Source organism: Pseudoalteromonas sp. TP27 (genome assembly GCF_056470645.1).
The window spans coordinates 68,711-93,708 of sequence record NZ_JARDAK010000012.1 but is presented as its reverse complement, the minus strand read 5'-3'; the positions used below and the strand labels follow the sequence as shown (position 1 = coordinate 93,708).

At 39.6% G+C, this 24,998-nt stretch carries 24 protein-coding genes, 1 other RNA gene and 1 pseudogene; 10 read left to right on the top strand and 16 right to left on the bottom strand.

The genetic code is table 11. The annotated features are described in order from the left end of the window. The first annotated feature begins 127 nt into the window (after positions 1–127). Genes PX700_RS14405 through PX700_RS14395 form a run of 3 tightly spaced genes read left to right on the top strand, consistent with a single transcriptional unit; the run spans position 128 to position 1,172 of the window. The gene (locus PX700_RS14405; protein WP_197118610.1) at positions 128–466 is read left to right on the top strand and encodes a DUF883 domain-containing protein; all 339 of its coding nucleotides are present in this window, start codon (positions 128–130) and stop codon (positions 464–466) included. 6 nt (positions 467–472) lie between these two features. Beyond that, positions 473–919, top strand: coding sequence for a hypothetical protein (locus tag PX700_RS14400; RefSeq protein WP_197179427.1), 447 nt, complete (start codon positions 473–475; stop codon positions 917–919). A gap of 10 nt (positions 920–929) precedes the next feature. Further along, entirely contained in the window at positions 930–1,172 is a 243-nt protein-coding gene (locus tag PX700_RS14395) for a hypothetical protein (RefSeq protein ID WP_197179429.1), read from the top strand. A gap of 3 nt (positions 1,173–1,175) precedes the next feature. Here PX700_RS14395 and PX700_RS14390 read toward each other — a convergent pair whose 3' ends face one another. Together PX700_RS14390 and PX700_RS14385 are read right to left on the bottom strand one after the other, a co-directional pair. Next, positions 1,176–2,150: a glutathione S-transferase family protein gene (locus PX700_RS14390; RefSeq protein ID WP_479521068.1), complete on the bottom strand. Its 975-nt coding sequence runs from the start codon at positions 2,148–2,150 to the stop codon at positions 1,176–1,178. A 21-nt stretch (positions 2,151–2,171) separates the two neighbouring features. After that, a complete protein-coding gene (locus tag PX700_RS14385; RefSeq protein WP_479521067.1) occupies positions 2,172–3,014 on the bottom strand; it encodes a pirin family protein in 843 nt (280 codons plus the stop codon). Positions 3,015–3,236: 222 nt separating this feature from the next. Here PX700_RS14385 and PX700_RS14380 point away from each other — a divergent pair, with 222 nt between their 5' ends. Continuing rightward, on the top strand, positions 3,237–6,377 hold the full coding sequence (locus PX700_RS14380) for an EAL domain-containing protein (RefSeq protein WP_479521066.1): 3,141 nt from the start codon (positions 3,237–3,239) through the stop codon (positions 6,375–6,377). A gap of 89 nt (positions 6,378–6,466) precedes the next feature. Next, entirely contained in the window at positions 6,467–7,354 is an 888-nt protein-coding gene (locus PX700_RS14375) for a LysR family transcriptional regulator (protein WP_415636702.1), read from the top strand. 8 nt (positions 7,355–7,362) lie between these two features. Here the strand turns inward: PX700_RS14375 and PX700_RS14370 are convergent, their stop codons facing one another. Then, a complete protein-coding gene (locus PX700_RS14370; protein ID WP_479521065.1) occupies positions 7,363–8,316 on the bottom strand; it encodes a YihY/virulence factor BrkB family protein in 954 nt (317 codons plus the stop codon). Between the two features lie 141 nt (positions 8,317–8,457). Between PX700_RS14370 and PX700_RS14365 the strand changes: the two genes are divergently transcribed. After that, a complete protein-coding gene (locus PX700_RS14365; RefSeq protein WP_479521064.1) occupies positions 8,458–9,537 on the top strand; it encodes a mechanosensitive ion channel family protein in 1,080 nt (359 codons plus the stop codon). A 224-nt stretch (positions 9,538–9,761) separates the two neighbouring features. Here PX700_RS14365 and PX700_RS14360 read toward each other — a convergent pair whose 3' ends face one another. From PX700_RS14360 to rsmI, 5 genes and pseudogenes are all read right to left on the bottom strand, one after another. Further along, complete coding sequence (locus PX700_RS14360) at positions 9,762–11,924, bottom strand: NEL-type E3 ubiquitin ligase domain-containing protein (protein ID WP_479521063.1); 2,163 nt, start codon at positions 11,922–11,924, stop codon at positions 9,762–9,764. Next, complete coding sequence (locus PX700_RS14355; protein WP_479521062.1) at positions 11,911–13,209, bottom strand: hypothetical protein; 1,299 nt, start codon at positions 13,207–13,209, stop codon at positions 11,911–11,913. Before PX700_RS14355 ends, PX700_RS14360 begins: the two co-directional genes overlap by 14 nt. Positions 13,210–13,306: 97 nt before the next feature. Further along, a pseudogene (locus PX700_RS14350) lies at positions 13,307–13,440 on the bottom strand (sensor histidine kinase); the annotation flags it as partial. A gap of 178 nt (positions 13,441–13,618) precedes the next feature. Next, positions 13,619–13,983, bottom strand: an RNA gene (gene rnpB / locus PX700_RS14345) — RNase P RNA component class A. Positions 13,984–14,025: 42 nt separating this feature from the next. Continuing rightward, on the bottom strand, positions 14,026–14,883 hold the full coding sequence (rsmI, locus tag PX700_RS14340; protein WP_166419362.1) for a 16S rRNA (cytidine(1402)-2'-O)-methyltransferase: 858 nt from the start codon (positions 14,881–14,883) through the stop codon (positions 14,026–14,028). Between the two features lie 62 nt (positions 14,884–14,945). Here rsmI and PX700_RS14335 point away from each other — a divergent pair, with 62 nt between their 5' ends. Genes PX700_RS14335 through dolP form a run of 4 tightly spaced genes read left to right on the top strand, consistent with a single transcriptional unit; the run spans position 14,946 to position 18,404 of the window. Further along, a complete protein-coding gene (locus PX700_RS14335; RefSeq protein WP_479521061.1) occupies positions 14,946–16,823 on the top strand; it encodes a penicillin-binding protein activator in 1,878 nt (625 codons plus the stop codon). A 24-nt stretch (positions 16,824–16,847) separates the two neighbouring features. Continuing rightward, entirely contained in the window at positions 16,848–17,219 is a 372-nt protein-coding gene (locus PX700_RS14330) for a YraN family protein (RefSeq protein WP_024599272.1), read from the top strand. A gap of 32 nt (positions 17,220–17,251) precedes the next feature. Further along, on the top strand, positions 17,252–17,845 hold the full coding sequence (locus PX700_RS14325) for an SIS domain-containing protein (RefSeq protein ID WP_002957968.1): 594 nt from the start codon (positions 17,252–17,254) through the stop codon (positions 17,843–17,845). After that, complete coding sequence (dolP, locus tag PX700_RS14320) at positions 17,838–18,404, top strand: division/outer membrane stress-associated lipid-binding lipoprotein (RefSeq protein WP_166419365.1); 567 nt, start codon at positions 17,838–17,840, stop codon at positions 18,402–18,404. The genes PX700_RS14325 and dolP overlap by 8 nt, the downstream gene beginning before the upstream one ends. A 58-nt stretch (positions 18,405–18,462) precedes the next feature. Here the strand turns inward: dolP and PX700_RS14315 are convergent, their stop codons facing one another. The 8 genes from PX700_RS14315 to zapE all read right to left on the bottom strand — a co-directional run bounded on the left by PX700_RS14315 (position 18,463) and on the right by zapE (position 24,990). Continuing rightward, positions 18,463–18,900, bottom strand: a complete 438-nt coding sequence (locus PX700_RS14315; RefSeq protein WP_166419366.1) for a ClpXP protease specificity-enhancing factor — start codon at positions 18,898–18,900, stop codon at positions 18,463–18,465. After that, the gene (gene sspA / locus PX700_RS14310; RefSeq protein WP_165741632.1) at positions 18,900–19,526 is read right to left on the bottom strand and encodes a stringent starvation protein SspA; all 627 of its coding nucleotides are present in this window, start codon (positions 19,524–19,526) and stop codon (positions 18,900–18,902) included. The genes PX700_RS14315 and sspA overlap by 1 nt, the downstream gene beginning before the upstream one ends. An 80-nt stretch (positions 19,527–19,606) precedes the next feature. Next, positions 19,607–20,356, bottom strand: coding sequence for a cytochrome c1 (locus tag PX700_RS14305; protein ID WP_479521060.1), 750 nt, complete (start codon positions 20,354–20,356; stop codon positions 19,607–19,609). Continuing rightward, positions 20,353–21,618, bottom strand: a complete 1,266-nt coding sequence (locus PX700_RS14300; RefSeq protein WP_007378320.1) for a cytochrome b — start codon at positions 21,616–21,618, stop codon at positions 20,353–20,355. Before PX700_RS14300 ends, PX700_RS14305 begins: the two co-directional genes overlap by 4 nt. Next, complete coding sequence (gene petA / locus PX700_RS14295) at positions 21,618–22,208, bottom strand: ubiquinol-cytochrome c reductase iron-sulfur subunit (protein ID WP_024599269.1); 591 nt, start codon at positions 22,206–22,208, stop codon at positions 21,618–21,620. The genes PX700_RS14300 and petA overlap by 1 nt, the downstream gene beginning before the upstream one ends. Positions 22,209–22,788: 580 nt before the next feature. Beyond that, positions 22,789–23,181 carry a 30S ribosomal protein S9 gene (gene rpsI / locus PX700_RS14290; protein WP_024599268.1) on the bottom strand — a complete coding sequence of 131 codons (393 nt, stop codon included), beginning with the start codon at positions 23,179–23,181 and terminating at the stop codon, positions 22,789–22,791. Between the two features lie 8 nt (positions 23,182–23,189). Then, a complete protein-coding gene (rplM, locus tag PX700_RS14285) occupies positions 23,190–23,618 on the bottom strand; it encodes a 50S ribosomal protein L13 (protein WP_007378318.1) in 429 nt (142 codons plus the stop codon). Between the two features lie 283 nt (positions 23,619–23,901). Beyond that, positions 23,902–24,990, bottom strand: a complete 1,089-nt coding sequence (zapE, locus tag PX700_RS14280; protein WP_479521059.1) for a cell division protein ZapE — start codon at positions 24,988–24,990, stop codon at positions 23,902–23,904. Between the last annotated feature and the right edge of the window lie 8 nt (positions 24,991–24,998).

Genomic DNA, 24,998 nt, shown 5'->3' with positions numbered 1-24,998 from the left:
TATAAAAAAATAAAGAAACAAAATAAAAATCATAAAATTCAATATTTTAAATAAAATAACAAGCTTGGTTTAATCATTGCATCATCTAAATCACTATTTAAATTTTTTAACTCATTAAGGATTGATTATGGCTACTGCAACAAATACGAAACCGAACACAACTTCAGATGTTAAGCCTGACGTTAAACTAACAAATACTGAATCTCCTCTTACAGAGAAAGCAACATCAGCGGCCCACGACGCTGTAGATGCACTTTCTAGCAAAGCAGCAACAGCTGAAAGTAGTGTTCGTAAAGGCGCTTCTAGTTCAGCAGAAGCACTAAGTGAAAAACAACTTATTGCACGTGAAAAGCTAGGTGAATGTACAGCTAAAACCCGTGCCTTCGCGTCTGAAAATCCACTAGCAACTGCGGGTATTGCTTTTGCTGCGGGTATGCTAATTACTTCATTGTTCCGTCGTAAGTAATTAGTGATGAATAACCCACAAACAACCGCAACCAAGGATGGTAATGCACAAGACCAAGCTACTGAGCAGCAGCGCCAAAAGGACGATTGGCAAGATCATATAGCAAAGCTTTTAGAGTACTCTAAGCAGCTCAAGGATGATTACCAAACTCAAGGAAAGATCACCCATCAGCTAGCTAAAGCTGAATGGCGGTTGTCGCTTAGATCGCTTGCATTGATCACTATATTTTTAGGCTGTTTTGCCAGTGGTTTGGTGTTGTTGTGGGCAGGAGTATTAGGCGCTGTTGGATACGGTGTATTCGATCTTTTTGGATCAGTATGGCTTAGTATTGCGACAGCTACTCTGCTGCAAGTTGCTTGTTTAGCATGGCTCTGGAAAAATACAGTTTACTTAAGCAATAAAATTGGCTTTAGTAAAACGCTTAAAAGCTTAAAACAACTGTTTAACTTATAAGGAAATTACTATGTTAGTTAACTACTTAATTAAAGCACCGAATGAAAACGTTGATGCTCTTAGTAAGCAGATGGATACGCGCAGCGAGTTGAAACGCCAACATCATGCAGCGTTTCAATACAGACTTAAGCGTTTTGCCGCAACTAAAGTGGGACTAACAAGTGCCTTTTTAGCCGGTGCAGCTGTACAAGCAGGGAAAGGCGAAACCAGCCTGGTAAGAAAATACGGCTGGCTTGTTAGGCTGTTGGCTTAAACGCTAAACATTTCTACCGTGATCGGATAAGTAATCAATACTTGGGCCACTTGGCACAATTTGTGTTGGATTGATCATTGTATGGCTAAAATAGTAATGACGTTTAATGTGGTAAAAATCAACCGTTTCTGCCACACCTTCAACTTGATATAAATCTCTAAGGTATCCGCTCAAAGCTGGGTAGCTTTCAATTGTCCGCAAATTACACTTAAAGTGACCAACATACACACTATCAAATCGAATGAGCGTGGTGAATAATCGCCAATCAGCTTCTGTGAAGTTATCCCCTGTTAAATACCGCTGTTTGTTCAGTATGCTCTCTACTGAATCGAGTGCTTTAAATAAATCGTTAAACGCCTCTTCATACGCATCTTGAGTTGTAGCAAAACCCGTACGATAAACACCATTATTTATATTTGGATAAATCAGTGCATTTAATTCGTCAATTTTTGGTTGCAGTGCCTCAGGATAGTAATCATCTTTATTACCTGTTAATTCATTAAATGCACTATTAAACATACGTATAATATCGGCAGACTCATTACTAACAATTTTATTGAGCTTTTTATCCCACAATACGGGAACCGTTACTCGCCCAGAATACTCAGGGTTATTTTTTGTATAAACTTGATGTAAGTAATTACTATTAAATAATGCATCGCCAGTACTATGATTTTTCGTATCAAACTCCCAACCACTATCAAGCATATCAGGACTAACAACCGACACAGTAATTAAGTTTTGTAACCATTTTAATGCTCTAAATATAAGTGTTCGGTGCGCCCAAGGACATGCCAGCGATACATATAAATGATACCTGTTCGCTTGAGCTTTAAAACCGGCCTCGCCCGTTATTCCAGCGCTACCATCAACAGTTACCCAGTGACGTAATTGCGCCGCCTCGCGCTCAAACTTACCATTACTTGAATCAGTGTCGTACCATTTATCTTGCCATTGACCGTTAACTAATAATCCCATGAAACTCTCCTAAAAATACCGTTAAATTTTGCCAAACTCGCCGTTTTGATAATCACGCACTGCTTGCTGGATTTCAGCTTGAGTCGTCATTACAAACGGCCCCATATGAGCAATCGGCTGATTAAGGGGATCGCCGGCTAAAACCAAAACACCAGCGCCGTGCTCAGAGCTAATATTAATATCACTACCTGATTCTAAAATAAGTAACTTGCCCGTTGGTATTGTTTGATTGTCGCTCATTATTAGTGAGCCGCTATGAATATAAAGCATTACTTTTTGTTGGCTAATAGGCTCTAAATTCATGCTTTTACCAGCAGGTAATGTAATATCAGCAAGCGCCGCATTAGCAGCTAAACTTTGCAGAGCGCTTGTAAGCGTTTCACTTTCGAACTGCCACGATCCTGCCAGTGCTTTTAACGTCACCCCTTGTGTGTTAGTAAAACTCGGAGCTGGATTTTTTGTAGTATCTTGATAGCGTGACTCACGCATTTTTTGCGCGCTTGGCATGTTTATCCAAATTTGAAAGCCATGCAAACCGTCAACAGCATCAGCGAGTGGCATTTCACTGTGCATAACGCCGCGCCCGGTACTCATCCATTGTACATCGCCAGCTTTAATTGCCTCTCTGTTACCCATTTGGTCGCGATGTTCAAAGCCGCCTTTTAGAATATATGTAAACGTTTCAATTCCTCGGTGCGGATGCTCAGGAAAGCCTCCCATATAATCTTTTTTGTCGTCTGACTTAAGTTCATCAATCATTAAAAAGGGATCTAAATATTTACCATCAAATCCTGGAATACGGCTGATGCTTACGCCGTCGCCATCTTGAGTTGTATAAGCGGTAAGTATTTTTGATATTTTCATTTTTTAATTCACTCGAAAGAATAAGTTGATAAAGTTATTAAATCATTCATTAAACAAAACAACTATGTCTTTAAATCGAGCTAAACATTCTATTTTTTAGAATCAAAAATGCAGAATTTATTATTTATGTATTTAGGACAATGATTTACCTTTTTTAAAATGCCATATTTATAGAAAAACACTTAAATTTTAATAACTATTTAATACAACCCTATATGTTGTATGGTTATTTTTATCATTATTGACTACAATCATTTTTTAGAAATTGAGCTTAGGGAAAAACTTATTTTTACTTCATCACTTAAAAGCCAGCTTTACCGGTTATTAATTTTACTCAGTATTCCCGGTGCAGTCGTAACTGCATTTACACTGTGGTTTGAGCGCGACGCTGCGATTGAGAAAAGTGAAGAAAAAATAATTAACATCGCCAAGCACTTGACCCATCATCAAAAAACAATGGTCGACGATGTACAGCGGTTAACTATTTTTTTAGCTGGTAAAGCTGCAAATACTGGAAAGTTACCCACTACCTGCCCTAGCTATTTTTTTGAAATAAAAGCTCTATACAGCAATATTGCAAATATAGGTATTGTTGATAAAAACGGCGACTTAAAATGCGTAACAAATGGCCGAAGTAATAATATTAATATAAGCGATAGACATTATTTTCAAAATGCCATTAATAATAAGAGTTTTTCTGTTGGGTACTTTCAATACGATAGAAGTATTCAAGCTCAAAGCGTTAACTTTGCGTACCCTATAATAAATAGTAATAACCAAGTACAAGGTGCACTTGTTACTGTAATTGCATTAAATTGGTGGAACATTGCGTTAAGCCAAGCTGAGCTACCTAACAATGCCAAGGCAGTTATTGCTGACTCTAACGGCTTAATACTCGCTAATTACCCTAAGCGCCCAAGCGAGTTGGGTAAAAAAATCACAGATACAGATTTACTTCACGACAATAGTTCATTAGCTGTTTTCAAAAATGCGAGCGGCGAAAACCAAGTTTTTCATCGTTCTGTTATCTATAACGACAAACACAATAATAATTTAGATATCTACATCGCGGTCTCGGTAGACGATTTTATTAACGAGGTTAATGCTAATTTTGCTAAAACAATCATCGTATTTTTAGTCGCGATTCTATTACTCGTATTACTTGCCAGACGACTTATTAAAATAAGCATATTTGACCCTATCACTGATTTGTCACATGCAACCGACGAACTTGCTAGCGGCACAATGCCTAAGCACGTAAAAAAACCAAATAGCCCCGAATTACACACACTTTACGACCGTTTTGAAGTAATGGCTGTGACTCGCTTATCGGCAGAAGCTAAATTAAAAAATAAACACAATGAATTAATGAGCTTACTCAATGCACTACCTGATACCTATTTACGTATAAACGCGCTTGGAAAAATACTTTATATCGGTGGTAATATTAATTCGCTATTTGAAATAGAAGCCGGATCAACCTCAAAGCTCTCTGACTTATTATCGAAAGCTAATACCCAATTACTCCTTTCACATTTAGACAGCTCGCAAACTATTGAATTTAAGGTAAGAGAAGGTGTAACAGAGCATTTTTTTGAAGCTCGTATTAATGCGCTTAAAAAAAATAATGAATACATCGTTGTGCTTAGAGATATTAGTCAGAAAAAAACCAATGAAAAAGCACTTCACTTAGCATCGCTTGTGTACAACAACAGTAGTGAAGGCATGACGATAACCGACCCCAACGGCATTATTTACGATGTAAACCCCGCTTTTTGTAAAACAACGCAATACAGTAAAGAAGAAGTCATTGGTAAAACCAGTCATATTTTGTCATCAGGCAAGCACACTAAAGAGTTTTATCAAAAAATGTGGGCAGAACTTAGAAATACTGGCCGTTGGCAAGGTGAAATAGTAAATCGTAAAAAGAACGGTGATATTTATACCGAGTGGCTAAAAATAGACACTGTATACGATGAGAAAAATATTCCAACCCGTCGCGTGGCTATTTTTACGGACATAACAGAAAAAAAACAAGCTGATGAAACCATATGGCGACAAACTCATTTTGACCATCTAACTAGCTTACCCAATCGTTTAGAATTAAAAGAGCGCTTAAATAGACGATTTTCAAGTATTGTTAATTCCGATAATCAATTGGTTGTCATGCTTTTAGATATTGATCACTTTAAAGATATTAATGACACATTGGGCCATCACTATGGCGACAACTTATTAAAACTCGTATCGCAACGCATAGTACAGTCGGCAAAAAATGCTGAGTTTGTAGCAAGAATTGGTGGTGATGAGTTTGTTATTGTATTTAATCACATTAAAAGCACCCGCCATATTAATCAAATTGCGAGTAATATTTTACTTAGCCTATCGTCAGCTTTGTACCTTGAAAACGAAGAGTTATTTATTAGTGCAAGCATGGGTATTGCGTGCTCACCTAATGATGGCGAAAGTACTGAACAGCTTTTAAAAGCAGCCGATCAGGCAATGTACAAGGCAAAAAGTAACGGTCGTAACTGTTTTGAGTTTTTCTCTGCTGACATGCGCGAATATGCACATGCGCGCATGGTGCTATTAAAAGACTTACGAAGTGCCATAGAACTTGAACAGTTTGAGTTATTTTATCAGCCCATAGTTGCTTTAAACGATTTACATATTCATAAAGCTGAAGCGCTTATTCGTTGGCAGCATCCCGAAAAAGGCCTAATTAGCCCTATCGCATTTATTCCACTTGCTGAAGAAACCAGGCAAATAAATGCAATTGGTCAATTTGTATTTGCCCAAGCCCTGCAAACACTTAACGATATAAAAGCAATAACCGATGAAACTTTTCAAATAAGTGTAAACGTATCGCCTGTGCAATTATCCACTCCAGAGAGTGGCATAGATGAATGGTACGATATGCTAAAAGCAGCAAAACTGCCTGCTTCGTCAATTGTCGCAGAAATAACTGAAGGCTTAATGGTTAACCCTGAAGCTCTAACACAAAGACGCCTAAAAGAATTAGTAAAATCGGGGATGCAACTTGCTCTTGATGATTTTGGTACCGGGTATTCGTCGCTCGCTTACTTACAAGAAATGGACACCGATTATTTAAAAATAGATAAACGTTTTGTCGATAATATTAAAGCAGACAGCCAAGAACTTGCATTATGTGAAGCCATAATCGTTATGGCGCATCAATTAGGCTTAAAAGTAATTGCCGAAGGAATTGAAACTAAATTACAAATGGAACTACTACTGGAAGCTGGATGCGATTACGGACAAGGTTATCTATTTTCAAAACCTTTAAATAAAAGCAGTTTTATGGCACTTCTAGCTGATAAAAAAGTAGCTTTATTAAAATAAGTAGACAAAAAATCACTGTTACGCAATAAATAATGCGTCTGTGCGGTCAAGTTAAGCAATCAGATATAAAGTAGTAGCAGGATTTTAAAATGGCAAAAGCAACATTAGAGCAATGGCGAATGTTTAAAGCGGTTGTGGATCATGGCGGGTTTGCAGGCGCAAGCGCAGCTGTACATAAAAGCCAATCAACCGTACACCACGCTGTGCAAAAACTTGAAGCCGCCTTGCAAATTAAGTTGCTTGAAGTAAAAGGTCGTAAAGCATTTTTAACCGATAGCGGTAAGCTCATTTTACGCAGAGCTGAATTTTTAATTGAAGAAGCAACTAAAATAGAATCAGTAGCCAGCACTCTTAGCGAAGGCGTAGAAAGCACCTTAAAAATAGCCGTTGATGAAGTTTTTCCACACGCTATTTTATACCAAGCACTTGCTAAAACGAGTGAGCTTTACCCTCTTTTAAAAATTGATTTAGTAGAAAGCGTGCTAACAGGTGCAAACGAATTATTACATAACTCAGTAGTTGATTTAGCTATTTCGTCAATTCCTATCTATGGAATTAGTTGCAGTACGTTATGCGATATAGAGTTTATAGCGGTTGCGCATAAAAACCATGTATTACAACAACATACTGAACAACTCAACTTTCGTGATTTAAAGCTACACCGGCAAATAGTAGTTCGCGACTCAGCAACTCACACTAGTCACAATGAAGGCTGGCTAGGTGCTGATATGCGCTGGACAGTAAGCCACTTACGCAACTCTATTGATATGGTTAGTCAAAATTTAGGTTACGCTTGGCTGCCAAAAACACAAATTGCACATTTAATTGAAGATCAAACCCTCATTGCACTTAATTTAGATCAAGGGACTACTCGCACTCTTAACTTATATTTAATGTGCAACGACAACGACAGGCTTGGTCCCGCAGCACAAGAGTTTAAAGAGCAGCTTACTGCACTCACTAACTTAGCTAACTAATCGGCAATTTATTCGTTTTTTACATCGAGGTGATCTGCTACATAGGCGCCTCGCTGCCCACGCTCTTTAGCTGGGCCTATAGTACTGTCTTTACCTGTTTGCTGCTCAGTTGCTGCATTAATTACCGCACCTAATGTGATTATATAAGCGCTGATATACAGCCACATCAACATGATCACTACACCACCAAGCGAGCCATACGTTTCGTTGTAACTAGAAAAACGCGACACATAAAATGAAAAACCTATAGACGCCAAAATCCAAAGCACGGTAGCAATAGACGATCCCATTGTGATCCAACGCCATTTAGCAGGTTTACGATGCGGGGCGTAACGATATAAAAGCACCAATGCAAAGTTAAAGGTAAAAGCCAATAATGGCCAAGAAATGAGTTTAATTAATAAATCTATACTTTCTTTTAGCCCCACTAAATTAAGTACAATAGGTAGGATACCAATAATCAATAGCGCAAAAATTGCAACTACAATCGCTCCTACCGAAAATAAAAAGCGTACTAATTGAGCCTGAAAAAATGAGCGTTTTTCATATTCACGATAACTAATATTACATGCAGTAATAAGTGCTTGGCTGCCCTTAGAACTACTCCAAATGGTAAGTATGAGCGTACCAATTGCACTTAAGCTCAAGCTGGCACTTGATGTTTTAGCAAGGTTAGAAACCTGAGATAAAATCAGTTCGCTGGTGCTTGGTGGAAGCAAAGTAACTACTTTACTTAAGTGCTCACTAATATCTGTTGGGGATGAAAAGTACGCATACACTGATACCATCGCCGCAATGGCTGGAAAAATAGCAAGCAGTGCATAAAATGCGACACCGGCAGCTACTATAGATAAATTATCTTCGCTCATTTGCTTAAAAATACGTTTAACAATATCCCACCAGCCTATAAAAGGGATATGTGCAGGCTGCTCTGCTTGCTGTCCTCGTTTAGCTTCTTTCATTCTAAACCTCAATATTTGTATTACATTACTACAGCAAAATGTTTGCCAAGTTAAATAAAGCGTTTGGTACTAAACTTGCTACTGCCTATTATTAACGGTCTATTATTAACGATTATAAAAACTAAACACGGACGATAAGCCATGCCTAGCAGCCAATCAAACAATATAGCGTTAAACAATACGCTCCCCAGCATACAAAGTTTTCAAGGGGATGTGTTTTCGTGGCAGTTTTTTCACGAACAAGCTGTGCAATTACTTCATGCAACAGCGCAAATATTACCCACACTGTTGCTCGGAATAATACTTTTAGCACTAAGCTACTTAATTTCAGGGCCGCTTTCACGATTGCTTATAAAGCCCATTGACTATATGACAGACAGTAAACTGGTTCATTTAGTTGTAAGGCGCAGTATAAGCACTTTAATTATTTTATTTGGCGTGTACTTATTTTTACGTTTAGCAGGGCTTACTCAGTTTGCTGTTGCCATTATGAGTGGTACGGGGCTAATCGGTTTAATACTAGGCTTTGCTTTTAGAGACATAGCAGAGAACTTTATTGCCAGTTTATTACTGAGCGTACAAAGACCTTTTAAAATTGACGATGTAATTGAAGTAGATGGCCGATTAGGTATTGTTAAAAAAGTAACCGCAAGAGCAACCACGCTTGTTGATTACGATGGCAATCATATTCAAATACCCAATGCAACAGTGTACAAAAACACTATTAAAAATCTGACTGCTAATCCAAAAATGCGCGGAAAAGTAGAAATTGGTATTGGCTACGATAACGATATACGCAGCGCACAAACTCTTACCCTAGATATTGCCAATCAACAAAATGCGGTACTTAGCGACCCACCTGCGCAAGTTTTAATAAAAAATTTAGGCTCATCTACTATTAACTTCGTTTTGTATTTTTGGGTTAATAGCGAGCAGCACAGTCCATTAAAAGTAGCCTCGCAGCTTATGCGCGAATTAGTCAATGAGTTCACTAAACAAAATATCAGCATGCCAGATGACGCACGAGAGAGAATTATACTCACAACCCCTAGTGAACATGTTTCTAGCTTAGAGGAAAAACAACCATCGCAAGTACAAAGCGAAAAAAGTGAAACTGTTGAGCAAACTAAAACGCTTGATGATGTGAGCAGTGATACCGACGAAATACGCGAACAGGCAGAGCAGTCTCGCGATCCAGAACAAGGGAAAAATATAATTTAAGGATATTTAAATTATATTGACTACTACAGCAATAGACTATAAATATAGACCTTTGATATATGAAGTCAAGATCTGACCCTGAGGGATCTAAAACACATAAAAACTACTCCGAAATATAAATACAGCTAACCAAAAGCCGATTAGCTTAACATAGAGATGTTAAATGTGAGATGGGGCTAAATTTAAGCACGCTTTAAACTGCTCTTTATAGCGACGAGATATGATTATAAAATTTTTAATTTAGCTGCTATTTCATCTGATTGAGCATTTAGATGTGTGACTGAAGTTAAGTTACCTAATTTTTTTTCTATTTCAGCCACCCTCTTTAAGGATATAGTTAGATCTTGAAGCACTGTTACTGTATCCCCTAAATTAGTTTGAAGTTGCCTGTCGAGCTGTAAGCTTTGCGTATACGCGGCCTTAGCTGCGGGTAAATCCCCGAGTTTCAGCTCAATGTCGCCCACCTTATCAAACGAGACAGACAGGTCTCGTAATACTTGTGGTAAATCACCAAGGCTCGTTTGAAGTTGTTGGAAAATTGCTAAGCTTTGCATATAGGCGGCTTTGGCAGTGGGTAAATCCCCTAGTTTCTGCTCAATATTACCCACCTTATTAAACGAGACAGACAGGTCTCGTAATACTTGTGGTGAGTCACCAAGGCTCGTTTGCAGTTGTTGGCAAATTGCTAAGCTTTGCATATAGGCGGCTTTGGCGGCGGGTACATCCCCGAGTTGCAGCTCAATGTCGCCCACCTTATTAAACGAGACAGACAGGTCTCGTAATACTTGTGGTGAGTCACCAAGGCTCGTTTGCAGTTGTTGGCAAATTGCTAAGCTTTGCGTGTATGCGGCTTTGGCGGCGGGTACATCCCCGAGTTGCAGCTCAATGTCGCCCACATTATTAAACGAAACAGACAGGTCTCGTAATACTTGTGGTGTGTCACCAAGGCTCGTTTGCAATTGCTGGCAAATTGCTAAGCTTTGCATATGGGCGGTTTTGGCGGCGGGTAAATCCCCGAGTTGCAGCTCAATGTTGCCCACATTATTAAACGAGACAGACAGGTCTCGTAATACTTGTGGTGAGTCACCAAGGCTCGTTTGCAGTTGTTGGCAAATTGCTAAGCTTTGCATATAGGCGGCTTTGGCGGCGGGTACATCTCCGAGTTGCAGCTCAATGTCGCCCACATTATTAAACGAGACAGACAGGTCTCGTAATACTTGTGGTGAGTCACCAAGGCTTGTTTGCAGTTGTTGGCGAATTGCTAAGCTTTGCATATATGCTGCTTTGGCGGCGGGTACATCCCCGAGTTGCAGCTCAATGTCGCCCACATTATTAAACGAGACAGACAGGTCTCGTAATACTTGTGGTGAGTCACCAAGGCTTGTTTGCAGTTGTTGGGAAATTGCTAAGCTTTGCATATGGGCGGCTTTGGCGGCGGGTACATCCCCGAGTTGCAGTTCAATGTCGCCCACCTTATTAAACGAGACAGACAGGTCTCGTAATACTTGTGGTGAGTCGCCAAGGCTCGTTTGCAGTTGTTGGCAAATTGCTAAGCTTTGCGTGTATGCGGCCTTGGCGGCGGGTACATCCCCGAGTTGCAGTTCAATATTACCCACCTTTTCAAACGAGATTGACAGGTCTCGTAATACTTGTGGTGAGTCACCAAGGCTCGTTTGCAGTTGTTGGCAAATTGCTAAGCTTTGCGTGTATGCGGCTTTGGCGTCAGGTAATTGGCCGATATTACTTAGTAAGTCACCTAATCTATCTAAGGCGATACTCAAATGCCTTTTTCCTTGGTTTGTAACCGTACTTTGCAATTGCTCTATTTTGGCCCTAGTTTGGTAGATAGCTTCATCAAGTTGTAAAGATGACAATAGTGGTTCATTTAAAGCTTCAGTTTGTGGCAGCTTGGTATTTAATTTAATATTAGAAGGTAGTTCAATTATTTGTTGGCGAACACTCCAGATATCAGGCGCCCAAGTGACAACACTAGCTGCACATGTATAAGGTAGCTCAATAAAAATGGGGCTTTTTACAATATCTTCCAGCTGCGAACGGCGTTTATTTAAAGTTGCTAAGGTTTTGGCTCTTAGCGTATCCCAAATCCCTTCTTGATCTACCTGTGTTAGCGCTAACCAAACGGGAGAGTGGCCTGCGTTAGCGTTAAAAATTTCATCAATAACTTTATTTGGTAAATCTGTTTGAGTTATAGGCTTTATACGGCGTAACGGTTTACTGTGACTGCGCATAAAGTCATCTAGCCGCTGCTTAAGGGCAAAACTCGCTTGAGTATTTTCAACAAATACAAAAAAAAGAGAGAAGTCTTCGTGCCACTCAAGTGTGAGTTTTAATTCTGACCAGATGGCCTCAAAATCATGATTGTTCATCAAAGTAGTCGTTCATAATTGGAGGAACTTGGTACCAAATACTACCATTTTGATAATTTAAAACTAATGAATGATCAAATAAACGAATAATTGGTGGTAAATCGCTGGCAAGGTCATTTATATATTGTGCTAGGTTACCGCTATGCTCTCTGCAATGAATTAACCATTTTCTATCTTGTGCATTTAACCATTGAACATTTTTAGTTTCTTCTAAAATTGCTTGCTTCACAGGAGTGCTATTAACCATATTTACAGGAAAATTGACTTTACCAAGTACTGCTTTTTTAGTGGTATGGCGTATTAAAGCAAACATCCGACGAACGTTACCACCGCATAGCCATGCAAACTCTTCTATCACGGGCTTTGAAATATAATTTTCCCACTCAGGAAAACGTTTTTCTACAACACACACCATTTTTGCGATACCTTCTGGGTTTTTCTCAATTGGCTTTTCTTTTTTAGGTGTTTGCATAACTTTAAAATTAGGCAACGAAAAGCTCCCAGAATAAAATTGATCAATGCTAGGAAGTACAGCATGGATATACGGGGGAACAGTATAAATGACGGTAATATTTTCAAAAGATAATCGGGCAGGAGAGTTAAAAAATAAGTCTTTAAGGGATTCAAATAATACGTTTTCTTGACCATTAGGCGCAGACAGTCTTTCTAATGAATCAACAACAAGAACAACTTTATCTTGATTGGTATGTTGTTTAACTGATGCAGCTACATCGTTTGCAAACTTGATAGCCTCTTGAAAAAACTTATTTGAGCTATTAGCAAATTTTATTAATTCTTGTTTAAAAGTTACATTTTCCTCTAGAGAGAACTCAACCTCAGCCCCTGCTGCTTTTAGCTTAGGTTTTAGCTCTACTTTTGAGTCCATTGCTTTTTTTGTGCGCTCCCAAATTGTTTCAGTAAGGAAGTCATCACCATATGCTTTTTTAACGGCGTGAGATAAGCCTGCTAATGCAGTGAAAATTAATTCAGTTTGAGTAATTGCAGGCTCATTTAAATCTAAAAAAGAGTCTGCACTACAGTAAAAAGCCGGTATGTTTTTTACTTTGAGATCCGCTAATAAACGCTGGAGTTCAGTGGTTTTACCTGCGCCTCTAAGTCCAGAGAATAAGTAACAGCCAGGTGTATCTTCCCATTCGATAGCCTGTTTCATATCTTCAACACTGTCGTGAGCATCATCAGGAGCACGATTAACATAGTAATTTAATATATCATCGCGTTTAGCTGTATCTAAAAATGAATTATGAAAATCTCTAGGAGTGCTCATCAAATGTCTCATTCGTTTGTGTTCGATCTTAATTAAGGTAAAGATAACACGCAAGATAAATTAGTGTCACTAGATTACTACTGTATATTGATGTGTGTTACCCAAATACACACCTAAAACATGCACCTTGTGGTTTTTGTACATAAATTAGCCACCGCCGTGGTTGAGCATAATTTGCCGCGACAAGCTCAAACCAATACCCGAGCCTTGTTGTTTAGTAGGAGCCAGCGGGGTCGGAGCCAGCGTGGCCAAATCTTGACTTCATACATCATAATTTCTCACTATCTGCTTATAGCTCTTTGCTTAAACTTAGCTGAGTATTACAAGCCGACGGCCAAAAACTAATGGCTTATCTTAATTTTTAAACACAAAAAAGCCCGCAGCGTTAACTGCGGGCTTTTTATTGAATGAGTGAGTCAGCCGTATAAGCCGGGTTTTGTCCTTTCCGAAGAAAGTGATAATCATTCGTCTAGGCCATAAATCGCTCTATGGCTCAAGCAACCTACCCGGTTCCAACGTGGGCCACGCCATAAGGAACCCTATTTGGTCTTGCTCCGAGTGGAGTTTACCTTGCAACCGACTATTACTAGCGGCCCGGTGCGCTCTTACCGCACCCTTTCACCCTTACCAACCCGAAGATTGGCGGTCTCCTCTCTGCTGCACTTGTCGTGGGCTCACGCCCCCCAGCCGTTAGCTGGCACTCTGCCCTATGGAGCCCGGACTTTCCTCCCCCTGATCATTTTCGTCACAGGCAGCGATCATCTTGGCTGACTCGGCGCGCAGTATACATGAGGCTAATACCAAGCGCAGTAAAATTTACTCTTTTTCTTCAATAATTGTTTTATATAAAGCGTTTTTCTTCATTCCAAAGTATTCGGCTACAACGCCACAGGCCTTTTTCATGGGCATTTCACTTTCAAGAAGTGCCAGCATTTTGCGCGCTTCAGGCGGAACATCGTCTATTTGCTTTGGTTTACCTGGAAGCATCAGCACTATTTCGCCGCGCTGCTTAGTAGGATCATCCGTCAAAAACTGTTTTAGCTCGCTTACGCTACCGTTAAAAAATGTTTCAAAGGTTTTGGTTAGCTCTTTAGCAAATACAACTTGTTGCTCATCACCAAGGGCTAGTGCTAAATCATCAAGACTTGCCATAATACGGTGCGTACTTTCGTACATTATACTAGTAATGCCCGAGTTAACTGCTTCGGTAAAAAAGTCTTGGCGAGCTTTGCTTTTAGCTGGCGTAAAACCAATAAACTGAAAGCGGTCGGTTGGTAGGCCTGAACAACATACGGCTGTAATTGCTGCACATGCACCGGGTACGGGTGTAACATTAGCGCCTTGTTCGCGGCATAAGTTTACAACGGCATAACCTGGGTCACTAATAAGCGGTGTACCAGCGTCGGATACTAAAGCAATATTTAAACCTTGATTTAGTTGATCGATAATTTGCTGTGCTTTTTGCTTTTCGTTGTGGTCATGTAATGCAAACGTTTTTGCCTTAATACCAAAGTGGCTAAGTAGCTTGCCAGTATGGCGAGTGTCTTCAGCAGCTATTAAGTCAACCTGCGATAATGTCGCGATGGCACGGTGACTTAAGTCGTCATAATTGCCAATTGGGGTGGCAACAATGTAAAGAGTGCCAATTTTCTGTGAATTCTCCTCATTTAACATTGAGGTCTCCTGCGTCAGTCAGTAATATAAGCAAATCGCGTTAACGTATTGGGAAATCATTTGTGCGACTTAAACTAGTTAGTCTATTAATTATATTGTCAGGGTTATCGGCGTGTAGCACAACCGAAAAACCAACTAAAAACAGCGATAACGTAAGTAACCGCACTAATGCACTGCAAAATCAGGCAACCAGTGCGCAATCTATCTATCAATTGGCGCAAAACCGCCAAGGTGCCGATAAAATACAGTTATTGTATAGCGCCCGTGATGCAGCAATTAGTGAGCAAAACTGGCCTTTATTAGAGACAATTGGAAATGAGCTTGAATTAACCGCAAGTGTTGATCAAATTCAAAACCGTCTTTATATTGCATTTGCACAAAAACAACAAAATAAAAACGACCAAGCCTTAGTGATTCTGCAATCGCTAGACGGACAACTTACTCAACCTGAGCATTTTGCATGGCACCAGTTTTTAACTGCCACTATTTACGCATCACAAAATTTTCCTAAAAAAGCAGCACCCTACTTTTTTAAAGCCTCTGAAACAGCAGCAAAAAACAACATAGAAATCCCTCAGCTTAATCAAAGTTTATGGGATAACTTAAAACAGCTTTCTTCTTATGCGCTTGAGCGCTTTAACCGTGGCTCGGTTATTCAGCAAGGCTGGACTAACCTAGCGTTATACCATCAAGTATACGCAGGTAGCGGTGTAGAGTTAGATCAAGCAATCAATAATTGGCGAAGACGCTATATTGGGCACCCCGCTTTTAGTGTTTTACCTAAACAAGATGAAATGCTTACTGAATTTGCGCCTCTGAATATAGAACGCTTAGTTGTATTGTTCCCACAATCAGGCCCTAACGAACGTTTAGGTGATGCTCTTAAGGCCGGTGTATTGGCTGCGCTTGATACGCAAAATATCAACGACACTATTTTTATTGATGAAAACTTAAGTACAGAAGAAATTGCAACACAACTTGAAGAAATAAAGCCTGACTTTGTAATTGGCCCTCTACTTAAAGCAAATATAGATAAACTAGCTAATGCGCAAACGCTTATCGATACGCCAGTACTACATTTAAACACCTTTGATGGTGAACGCATTTCGCTTCAGCATTATTACTTTGCATTGAACCCTGAACACGAAGTAGAACAAGCCCTAGAGCACTTTTTAGCAATGGGTTACCAAAAGCCGATGTTACTTGCGCCTAATAACGCTAACGGGCAACGTCTTATTGATTATTTTAACTTACAGTGGCAACGCTATAGCGAAACTAAGCCGCAAATAGGTTTTTATAACGATAAAAAAGATATGCCAAATACGATTACAAGCTTGCTGGAAGTAGATAAATCAAAAGAGCGCATAAAAACGGTTAAGGCATTATTTAAACAAGAAGTAGAAAATGAAACGCGCTCACGCAGTGATATTGATGTTATTTATATTTTAGGTGATGCAATAGAAACACGCTTAATTAAACCTTATCTTGATGTAAACGTAAGTACTTTTGCAGATCGCATTCCGCTTTACGCTAGCTCTAAAAGCCACAGTAAACAGATTGACAGTACTGACAAAGGCGACTTAGACGGCCTATACTTCACTGAATTACCGTGGATGCTCGATTCGCAAATTAAACAACATAATTTACGCCAGCAGTATGATTCGTTATGGCCGGAACAAGTAGATATTAGCCAACGCTTATTTGCTATGGCGTACGATGCAGTCTCTATATTACCTGACATTAGGCAGTTAAGCGTAATGCCAGGTAATCAATACAGTGGTTTAAGCGGTAAGTTATCTGTTAATACAAGCGGTCATATCGAGCGTATACTTAACTGGGCTCAATACACAAATCGCCGTATTAAACCCGTGCAATTAAAAACACAGCGTCCTGTGCCATTGTTTATGCAATCAGCAAGTGAGATGCAAACTATAAATTAAACTTAATTAAGTTGAGGGGGCGGCATGTCGTGGTTTAAAGAGCTGTGGCACAATAGTCGCGAAAAAGGCCAGTATTATGAGCTTGAAGCGCAAAAATACTTAGTTACTCAAGGGTTAACGCCTATTGAACGTAATTATTACTGCCCCTTTGGTGAGCTTGATGTCATTATGAAAGAAGGCAACACCCTTGTATTTGTTGAGGTTAAGTTTCGCAAAAATAATGCAAGGGGCGGCGCAAACTATGCGCTTAGCCCGCAAAAGCAAGCTCGATTAAAACGTAGTATTTATCATTACTTAGCAGCTAAAAATTTGACTAACCAAGCACTAAGAATTGATTATGTAGCCATTACAGGAGAAGCATCTCCTAATATTAATTGGCTGAAAAATGTATTTTAAACACAAATACAAAGATAAATTATTGGTAGGCTATGCAAGATACAATTAAAGAAATTTTTACAGAGAGCATTCAAGTTCAAATCGCTGCGGGTGAAGTACTACCGAGTGCACTTGAGTCAGCTGCATTTACTATTGCACAAAGTCTGATCAACGGAAATAAACTCATTTGCTGCGGTACTGCAAATTGCCACATGCTCGCCCAGCATATGGCAGGTGTATTGGTTAATCATTATGAAACCGAACGCCCCTGCTTACCTGCAATTGCTCTATCGCAAGAAAACGTTAACCTTGGACAAAGTACTCAGGTAGACGATCACGATACATTTGCTCGTCAAGTCCGTGCTTTTGCCCAGCAAGGCGATTTATTACTGGTGCTGGCTATAAACGGTAACGAAAAGCATGTTATTTCTGCCGTTGAAGCTGCACTAACTAAAGATATGAAGGTCATAGTGATGGTTGGTGATGATGGTGGCGAGTTGGTTGGCCTACTTGGACCTAATGATGTTGAAATTAGATCTCCATCTAAACGCCCTAGCCGCATTATCGAATCCCATTTAGTTAACTTACATTGTTTAAGCGAACTGGTTGATTTAACGCTTTTCCCTCAGGATGAAAATTATGTTTAAACGCTCTCTTATTGTTTTAGGTACTGTTGTATTACTGCAAGGCTGCGCAGCCGCTGTTGTTGCAGGTACAGCCAGTGCAGTAACTGCAGCGAACGACCGCCGTACCATTGGCTCTCAAATTGACGACAACAATATTGAAATAAAAGCCAGTATTGCACTTAGCGAAGTAGAACGTCTTGAAAAGTTTGCCAATATAAGCGCTGTAAGCGTTAATGGTATTGTTTTACTTGTTGGCCAAGTTGCCAATGAAGAAATGAGAAACGAAGCGCAGCGCACCATTGAGGGCGTTGCAGGCATTCGTAAAATACATAACCAAATTCGTATTGGTTCAAATATTGGCATTACTACACAAACTCACGACTCTTGGCTTACTTCTAAAGTAAAGGCCCAATTACTAACAGCAAAAGACATTAGCAGTAATAATATTAAAGTGGTTACAGAAAACGCTGAAGTATTTTTAATGGGTTTAGTGTCTGACTCTGAATCTACCCAGGCGGTAAATATTGCCCGTAATGTATCAGGCGTAGAGCGTGTAATTAAAGTGTTTGAATATATGTAAAGTTAAACACAAACATAAAAAAAACCGCTTATTAAGCGGTTTTTTTGGCATTTACTTATTATTTAATAACGCGTAAATGTGAGCCTTTTTTCTTCTCAGGTTTTTCTGGCGGTGTTTCATCAATAAACTCAGCTGATGTATCAACACTTTCAAGCTCTGGCACAAAATCGTCTTCGTCCTCTAAAAACTCATCTGCGGTAAAGACTGTTCCTTCGCCATTTTCACGCGCGTATATTGCAAGCACAGCACCTAGAGGTACATACACTTGCATTGGCTGACCACCAAAGCGCGCATTGAAGCTAAGTTGGGTTAAGTCTAACGAAAACTGTGTGACCGCTGATGGACTTATGTTTAAAACAATTTGTCCGTCTTGAACAAATTGTGTTGGCACTTGTACATTTGCAAATCCAGCGTCTACCACTAAATGCGGTGTACACTCGTTATCGACTATCCAATCAAAAAAAGCACGTAATAAATAAGGACGATTAGGCGTCATTATAAACGGATCTCACGCTCAGCTTCAGTTAAAGAGGCTTGGAATGACTCACGTTCAAATAAACGGATCATGTACTCTTTAAGTTCTTTAGAACCTGCACCATTAAGCTCAATACCAAACTCTGGTAAACGCCATAATAGTGGAGCTAAATAACAATCTACTAAGCTAAACTCTTCACTCATAAAGTAAGGTGCTTCGCTAAAAATAGGTGCTACAGCAAGTAATGCTTCTGTTAGCTCTTTACGAGCTTGAGCTGCATCTGATGTGTTGTTACTGATTTTGTCAGCTAGGCTGTACCAATCTTTATCAATACGATGCATCATTAAGCGGCTACGACCACGCATTACCGGGTAAACAGGCATTAGTGGAGGATGAGGAAAACGCTCATCAAGGTATTCCATGATGATGTTTGCCTGGTATAAACCAAGCTCACGGTCAATCAGTGTTGGCACTGTACCGTAAGGGTTAATTTCGTGAAGTGCTTCTGGCAAATTATCTTTTTCAGCCAAATGAATATCTACACTTACACCTTTTTCCGCAAGTACAATACGTACTTGGTGGCTATACATACAGTTAGCACCAGAAAAAAGGGTCATTACAGGGCGCTTATTGGCAGCTACGGCCATGCCTATACCTCCATTAAATAACTAAAACAGCAAAAGGGGCTTAAGCCCCTATTGCAAAATTACCTTTAAAAATGTTCAACTTAATGAACATCTCTCCAGTATTCTTTCTTAAGCATAAATGCCAAGATAAATAGGATGATTAAAAATCCAATTACCTTAATACCTAGCGCTTCCGATTCAAGACGTGAAGGTTCACCCACGTATTCAAGGAAGTTCGTTAAATCACGAGCCGCATGGTCATATTCATCTACGCTTAATTCACCCGAACCATCTGTTTCAGTAGCAATAACTTTGGTCACAGTGTGACCATGTTCTTCTACTTCTTTAGTGATAGCCGTTGGTAAACCTTGTAGTTCTTGAAGAACATGCGGCATACCTACCGATGGGAAAACAATATTGTTAACACCAAACGGGCGAGATTCATCTTTATAAAACGATTTTAAGTACGTGTAAATATAATCTGGTGATTTTACACGAGCAATTAGTGTTAAGTCCGGCGGAGCCGCACCAAACCATTTTGCTGCATCGTCTTTTTTAATCGCATTTGTAATATGGCTACCTACTTTAGAACCGTCAAAAATCAACTGCTCTAAACCAACTTCTGTTGGGATACCAATATCACGAAAAGTACGTTCATAACGTTGATACTGCATTTGGTGACAACCAAGGCAGTAGTTCATGAACAACTTTGCACCGCGTTGTAAAGATGCCTGATCAGTAAGGTCGTTATTCGCTTCCATTAAAGGAACCGACGGACCTGCTGCCATAACCATGTTAGGTAACAAGTTTACTGATAAAGCAAATAAACCAATAATAAGCTTTTTCATCATTTCGTTAACCTCTCTGGCAATGGCTTAGTTTTTTCGTTCTTACTGTATACAAACAACAGTACGAAGAACATAAAGTAAGTCACAGTACAGATTTGAGAAATAATCGTTTTCAGATCAGTCTGTGGAGTTGCACCCACCCAACCTAAAAGAACGAAAGTTACAACAAAACCTGCAATGTTCCATTTATGGAAACCACAACGGTAACGAACCGATTTAACTCTACCACGGTCTACCCAAGGTAGTAACGCAAGTACCACAATCGATGCACCCATCGCTGCAACACCGATTAACTTATCAGGGATTGCACGTAAGATTGCATAGAATGGCGTAAAGTACCAAACCGGGAAAATATGCTCAGGTGTTTTAAGTGGGTTAGCTGCCTCGAAGTTTGGACCTTCTAAAAAGAAGCCATTCATCGCAGGCATAAAGAACACAACCCAACAAAACAATATTAAGAAACCAACCACACCCACAATATCTTTAACTGTGTAGTAAGGGTGGAACGGTATCGCATCAACAATATCTTTCTTGTCAGTGTAATACTCGTGAAATTTAAATTTAGGCTTATCTTCTTCAGCTACTGAGCCTTTCTTACGTTTAATCTCAATACCTTCAGGGTTGTTCGAACCCACTTCGTGTAAAGCAACAATGTGTAAGAAAACTAAGATTACAATAACCAGTGGTAGTGCAATTACATGCAATGCAAAAAAGCGGTTAAGCGTTGCACCTGATATAACGTAGTCACCACGGATCCAAAGTGTTAAGTCATCACCAATTACCGGAATCGCCCCGAATAATGAAATGATTACCTGCGCGCCCCAAAACGACATTTGACCCCATGGTAATAAATATCCCATGAACGCCTCAGCCATTAGTGCTAAGAAAATAAACATACCAAATAACCACAGTAATTCACGTGGTTTTTGATAAGAACCGTAGATCATGCCACGGAACATATGCATATATACAACGATGAAAAACGCTGATGCACCTGTTGAGTGCAAATAACGTAATAACCAGCCATATTCTACATCACGCATGATGTATTCTACCGAAGCGAATGCACCTTCAGCAGATGGAACAAAGTTCATCGTTAACCAAATACCGGTAAGGATTTGGTTTACTAGTACTAACATAGCTAGAGAGCCAAAAAAGTACCAGAAGTTAAAGTTTTTAGGTGCTGGATACTGTGCAATGTGCATGTTCCAAACACGTGTCATTGGGATTCGGTCGTCTATCCAACCAATAATCTTACCAAACATTAGGCTACCCCTCTTTCTTCGCCCACTAAAATAGTGGTTTCATCTAGAAAAGTATAAGGTGGTATTTCTAAGTTTAATGGTGCAGGTACCGATTGAAATACACGGCCAGCCATATCAAATTTAGAACCGTGGCACGGGCAGTAGAAACCGTCATCAGTCCCTTCTACTTTCTCACCAAAGTTACCTTGTAAAAAGCCTGGCGAACATCCTAAATGCGTACATATACCTACAGCCAAAAAGATTTCTGGACGTAATGAACGGTAATCATTTGTTGATGATTCTAATTGTTGTGGCTCTTGCGATTGCGGATCACGAAGTTGACCTTCATGTTCTTTCATCTGCTCAAGCATTTTTGGGGTACGTGATACAACCCATACAGGTTTACCACGCCACTCGACACGTATTAATTGTCCAGGCTCAAGTTTGCTGATATCTACTTCTACAGGCGCACCCGCAGATTTAGCTCGCTCACTTGGATTCCAAGACGCAATAAAAGGAACAGCAGCCCCAGCCGCACCAACACCACCTACAACAGAGGTAGCTATGGTTAAAAAGCGACGTCGGCCATTGTCTACAGGCGCATTGCTCATCCACTTATCTCCACTATGATTCTCAACACTTGCTATATTGAGAACATCAGTTACAGCAGGTTAATTATTCGAAATTTTTAAAATAGAAGCGATCATAATTAAAACCCTTGATTAAAACAAGGTTATTCAAAGCCCCATGCTCATAAACCTGACTTGATCAAAAATTTGATTAAGCTAGCTCGAGAATAAAGCCGAACGACTATAATAACGCTTCTGTAAAAACAATATACTGACCAAGATCAACACCACTAAGAAGAAACAGTAAAAAACTGTACATAGTGTCGTTAAACCGCTCATTTTACTTACCGGACAATTGTAGCAAAAAATTCCACCAATTAACTGATGGATTTAAACTAATTACGATAATTATTTAACTTTTTTGCAGCTATCTGAGTATTTTTTAACTTTCGTTCGATTAATACGCAGTTATTGATAAATTTGATCATCATTAATTGCTGCTATTAGCTAGTATAGCTGTAGCAATAAACAAATTTACAGTAAATTAAGAATGTAAACATTTTGATTTAAAAACAAAAAACCCAGCATAAGCTGGGTTTTTGAATTCTTGATAACGTATAGATTAACGTTTTGAGAACTGTGGACGCTTACGCGCTTTCTTAAGACCCACTTTCTTACGTTCAACTTTACGTGCATCACGTGTAACAAAACCTGCTTTACGAAGTTGTGGACGTAATGATTCGTCAAACTCCATAAGTGCACGAGTGATACCGTGACGGATAGCACCAGCTTGACCAGTTGTACCACCACCGGCAACGGTGATGTAAAGGTCAAATTTTTCAGTCATATCAACTAGCTCTAGAGCTTGATGAACAACCATGCGTGCTGTTTCGCGACCAAAATACTCTTCTAGAGAGCGTTTGTTGATTACGATGTTACCAGTGCCTGGGCGTAAGAATACGCGAGCACTTGAACTTTTACGACGACCTGTACCGTAGTATTGATTTGCCATGATGGTGCTCCTTAAATGTCTAGAACCTGAGGCTGTTGTGCAGCATGGTTGTGCTCAGTACCTGTGTAAACTTTAAGTTTACGGTACATAGCGCGGCCTAAAGGACCACGTGGCAACATGCCCTTAACAGCCTTCTCGATGATCATTTCAGGCTTTGCAGCTTGAAGTTTATCAAAAGTAGTAGACTTAAGACCACCTGGAAAACCAGAGTGTGAATAGTACACTTTGTTTTTGAATTTGTTACCAGTTACAGTAACTTTTTCAGCGTTGATAACGATGATATAATCACCAGTATCTACGTGCGGTGTATATTCAACTTTATGCTTACCGCGTAGGCGATGAGCGATTTCAGTAGCGATGCGACCTAAAGTTTTACCTTCAGCGTCAACTACGTACCAGTCACGTTTTACTGTTTCTGGTTTAGCAACAAACGTTTTCATTTATAAAAATCCAATGTTTTTCAATTAAAACCACAAGTAGTTAATATTAACTACTGCTCTAAGTTTGCTATAACCCCTTCGAGTTTTAGACTTTTGCGCCGCTCACAAGTGGCTAGACTATATGAGGGCATAGAACGCAACGTGGCAGACGCGGGAGTATACCAGCACTTAAAACACATTGCTACTCCCGGTTGTTTTTTCCACAAGAAATTTTAAAATAAGAAGTACTATATACAAACTTCTTATTTTTAATGGCCGACCTATTACACTTTTGCCTACTTACTTAAACTAAGTGCTCTTTAGCTAAATACTCTAAAGACTGCATTTCTTGCAAGCGGCTTATACAGCGCTTAAATTCAAAGTTTAAATTACCTTGAGTATAAAGTTCGGTAATAGGTTTTTCAGCCGATATAATTAAAGTTACATGACGCTCGTAAAATTCATCTACTAAAGCAATAAAACGCCTAGCTGCGTCATCATTAGTTTGGCCTAACTGTTTTACGTTAGAAATAATAACCGTATTATATAAACGGCTAATCTCCATGTAATCTACTTGGCTACGTGCCGTTTCACATAACTCACTAAATTCAAACATTACAACGCACTTAGCTACTTTGCGTGTTTTGATTAGGCGTCCTTCTACTTCTATAGGTTCATCTAATTGCCCTGGCTCTGGCGATAGCTTATCGAAGTATTCAAATAGGTTTTTATCTGCATCTTCATCCAGCGGACTATGAAAAATTTCGGCTTGCTCTAAGGTGCGTAACCGGTAATCAATACCTGAATCTACATTAACTATTTCTGTATTGAGCTTAACCAGCTCTATAGCAGGTACAAAGCGTGCACGCTGCAAGCCATTTCTGTAAAGATCATCAGGCACTATATTAGAGGTAGCAACAAGTACAATACCGCGAGCAAATAGCGCCTCCATTAAACCACCAAGTAACATGGCATCGGTAATGTCTTGAACAAAAAATTCATCAAAACAAATTATGTCTGTTTCAGCTTTAAAAGTGTCGGCTATTTTTTCTAAGGGATTAGCCGTGTTGTTTAATTTTTTAAGCTCGTTATGGACTCGATGCATAAATCGATGAAAATGCACTCGCATTTTACGTGTGCCCGGCAGTGATTCGTAAAAAGTATCAACTAAATAGGTTTTACCACGCCCTACTCCGCCCCAAAAGTACAAACCTTTAATAGGCGTTGGCTCATCATTGTTAAATAACTTAGCAAAAAAACCTTTTGGTGCTGGCTTTGCCTGAGTTAAGTCATCGTATAGGCGTTGTAAATGGCGCACAGCATTTTCTTGCGCTGCGTCATGTACAAAGTCATCTCGCTTCAAATCTTGTTGGTATGTTTGCCAAGGAGTCATATCTATTT

Coding starts and splice junctions, on each gene's coding strand:
- PX700_RS14405 (WP_197118610.1), top strand. CDS start 128: ATGGCTACTGCAACAAATACGAAACCGAACACAACTTCAGATGTTAAG.
- PX700_RS14375 (WP_415636702.1), top strand. CDS start 6,467: ATGGCAAAAGCAACATTAGAGCAATGGCGAATGTTTAAAGCGGTTGTG.
- rsmI (WP_166419362.1), bottom strand. CDS start 14,883: ATGTTAAATGAGGAGAATTCACAGAAAATTGGCACTCTTTACATTGTT.
- PX700_RS14380 (WP_479521066.1), top strand. CDS start 3,237: ATGGTTATTTTTATCATTATTGACTACAATCATTTTTTAGAAATTGAG.
- zapE (WP_479521059.1), bottom strand. CDS start 24,990: ATGACTCCTTGGCAAACATACCAACAAGATTTGAAGCGAGATGACTTT.
- PX700_RS14370 (WP_479521065.1), bottom strand. CDS start 8,316: ATGAAAGAAGCTAAACGAGGACAGCAAGCAGAGCAGCCTGCACATATC.
- PX700_RS14390 (WP_479521068.1), bottom strand. CDS start 2,150: ATGGGATTATTAGTTAACGGTCAATGGCAAGATAAATGGTACGACACT.
- PX700_RS14305 (WP_479521060.1), bottom strand. CDS start 20,356: ATGATGAAAAAGCTTATTATTGGTTTATTTGCTTTATCAGTAAACTTG.
- PX700_RS14330 (WP_024599272.1), top strand. CDS start 16,848: ATGTCGTGGTTTAAAGAGCTGTGGCACAATAGTCGCGAAAAAGGCCAG.
- petA (WP_024599269.1), bottom strand. CDS start 22,208: ATGAGCAATGCGCCTGTAGACAATGGCCGACGTCGCTTTTTAACCATA.
- PX700_RS14400 (WP_197179427.1), top strand. CDS start 473: ATGAATAACCCACAAACAACCGCAACCAAGGATGGTAATGCACAAGAC.
- PX700_RS14395 (WP_197179429.1), top strand. CDS start 930: ATGTTAGTTAACTACTTAATTAAAGCACCGAATGAAAACGTTGATGCT.
- PX700_RS14325 (WP_002957968.1), top strand. CDS start 17,252: ATGCAAGATACAATTAAAGAAATTTTTACAGAGAGCATTCAAGTTCAA.
- dolP (WP_166419365.1), top strand. CDS start 17,838: ATGTTTAAACGCTCTCTTATTGTTTTAGGTACTGTTGTATTACTGCAA.
- PX700_RS14365 (WP_479521064.1), top strand. CDS start 8,458: ATGCCTAGCAGCCAATCAAACAATATAGCGTTAAACAATACGCTCCCC.
- sspA (WP_165741632.1), bottom strand. CDS start 19,526: ATGGCCGTAGCTGCCAATAAGCGCCCTGTAATGACCCTTTTTTCTGGT.
- PX700_RS14355 (WP_479521062.1), bottom strand. CDS start 13,209: ATGAGCACTCCTAGAGATTTTCATAATTCATTTTTAGATACAGCTAAA.
- PX700_RS14385 (WP_479521067.1), bottom strand. CDS start 3,014: ATGAAAATATCAAAAATACTTACCGCTTATACAACTCAAGATGGCGAC.
- PX700_RS14300 (WP_007378320.1), bottom strand. CDS start 21,618: ATGTTTGGTAAGATTATTGGTTGGATAGACGACCGAATCCCAATGACA.
- PX700_RS14315 (WP_166419366.1), bottom strand. CDS start 18,900: ATGACGCCTAATCGTCCTTATTTATTACGTGCTTTTTTTGATTGGATA.
- rplM (WP_007378318.1), bottom strand. CDS start 23,618: ATGAAAACGTTTGTTGCTAAACCAGAAACAGTAAAACGTGACTGGTAC.
- PX700_RS14360 (WP_479521063.1), bottom strand. CDS start 11,924: ATGAACAATCATGATTTTGAGGCCATCTGGTCAGAATTAAAACTCACA.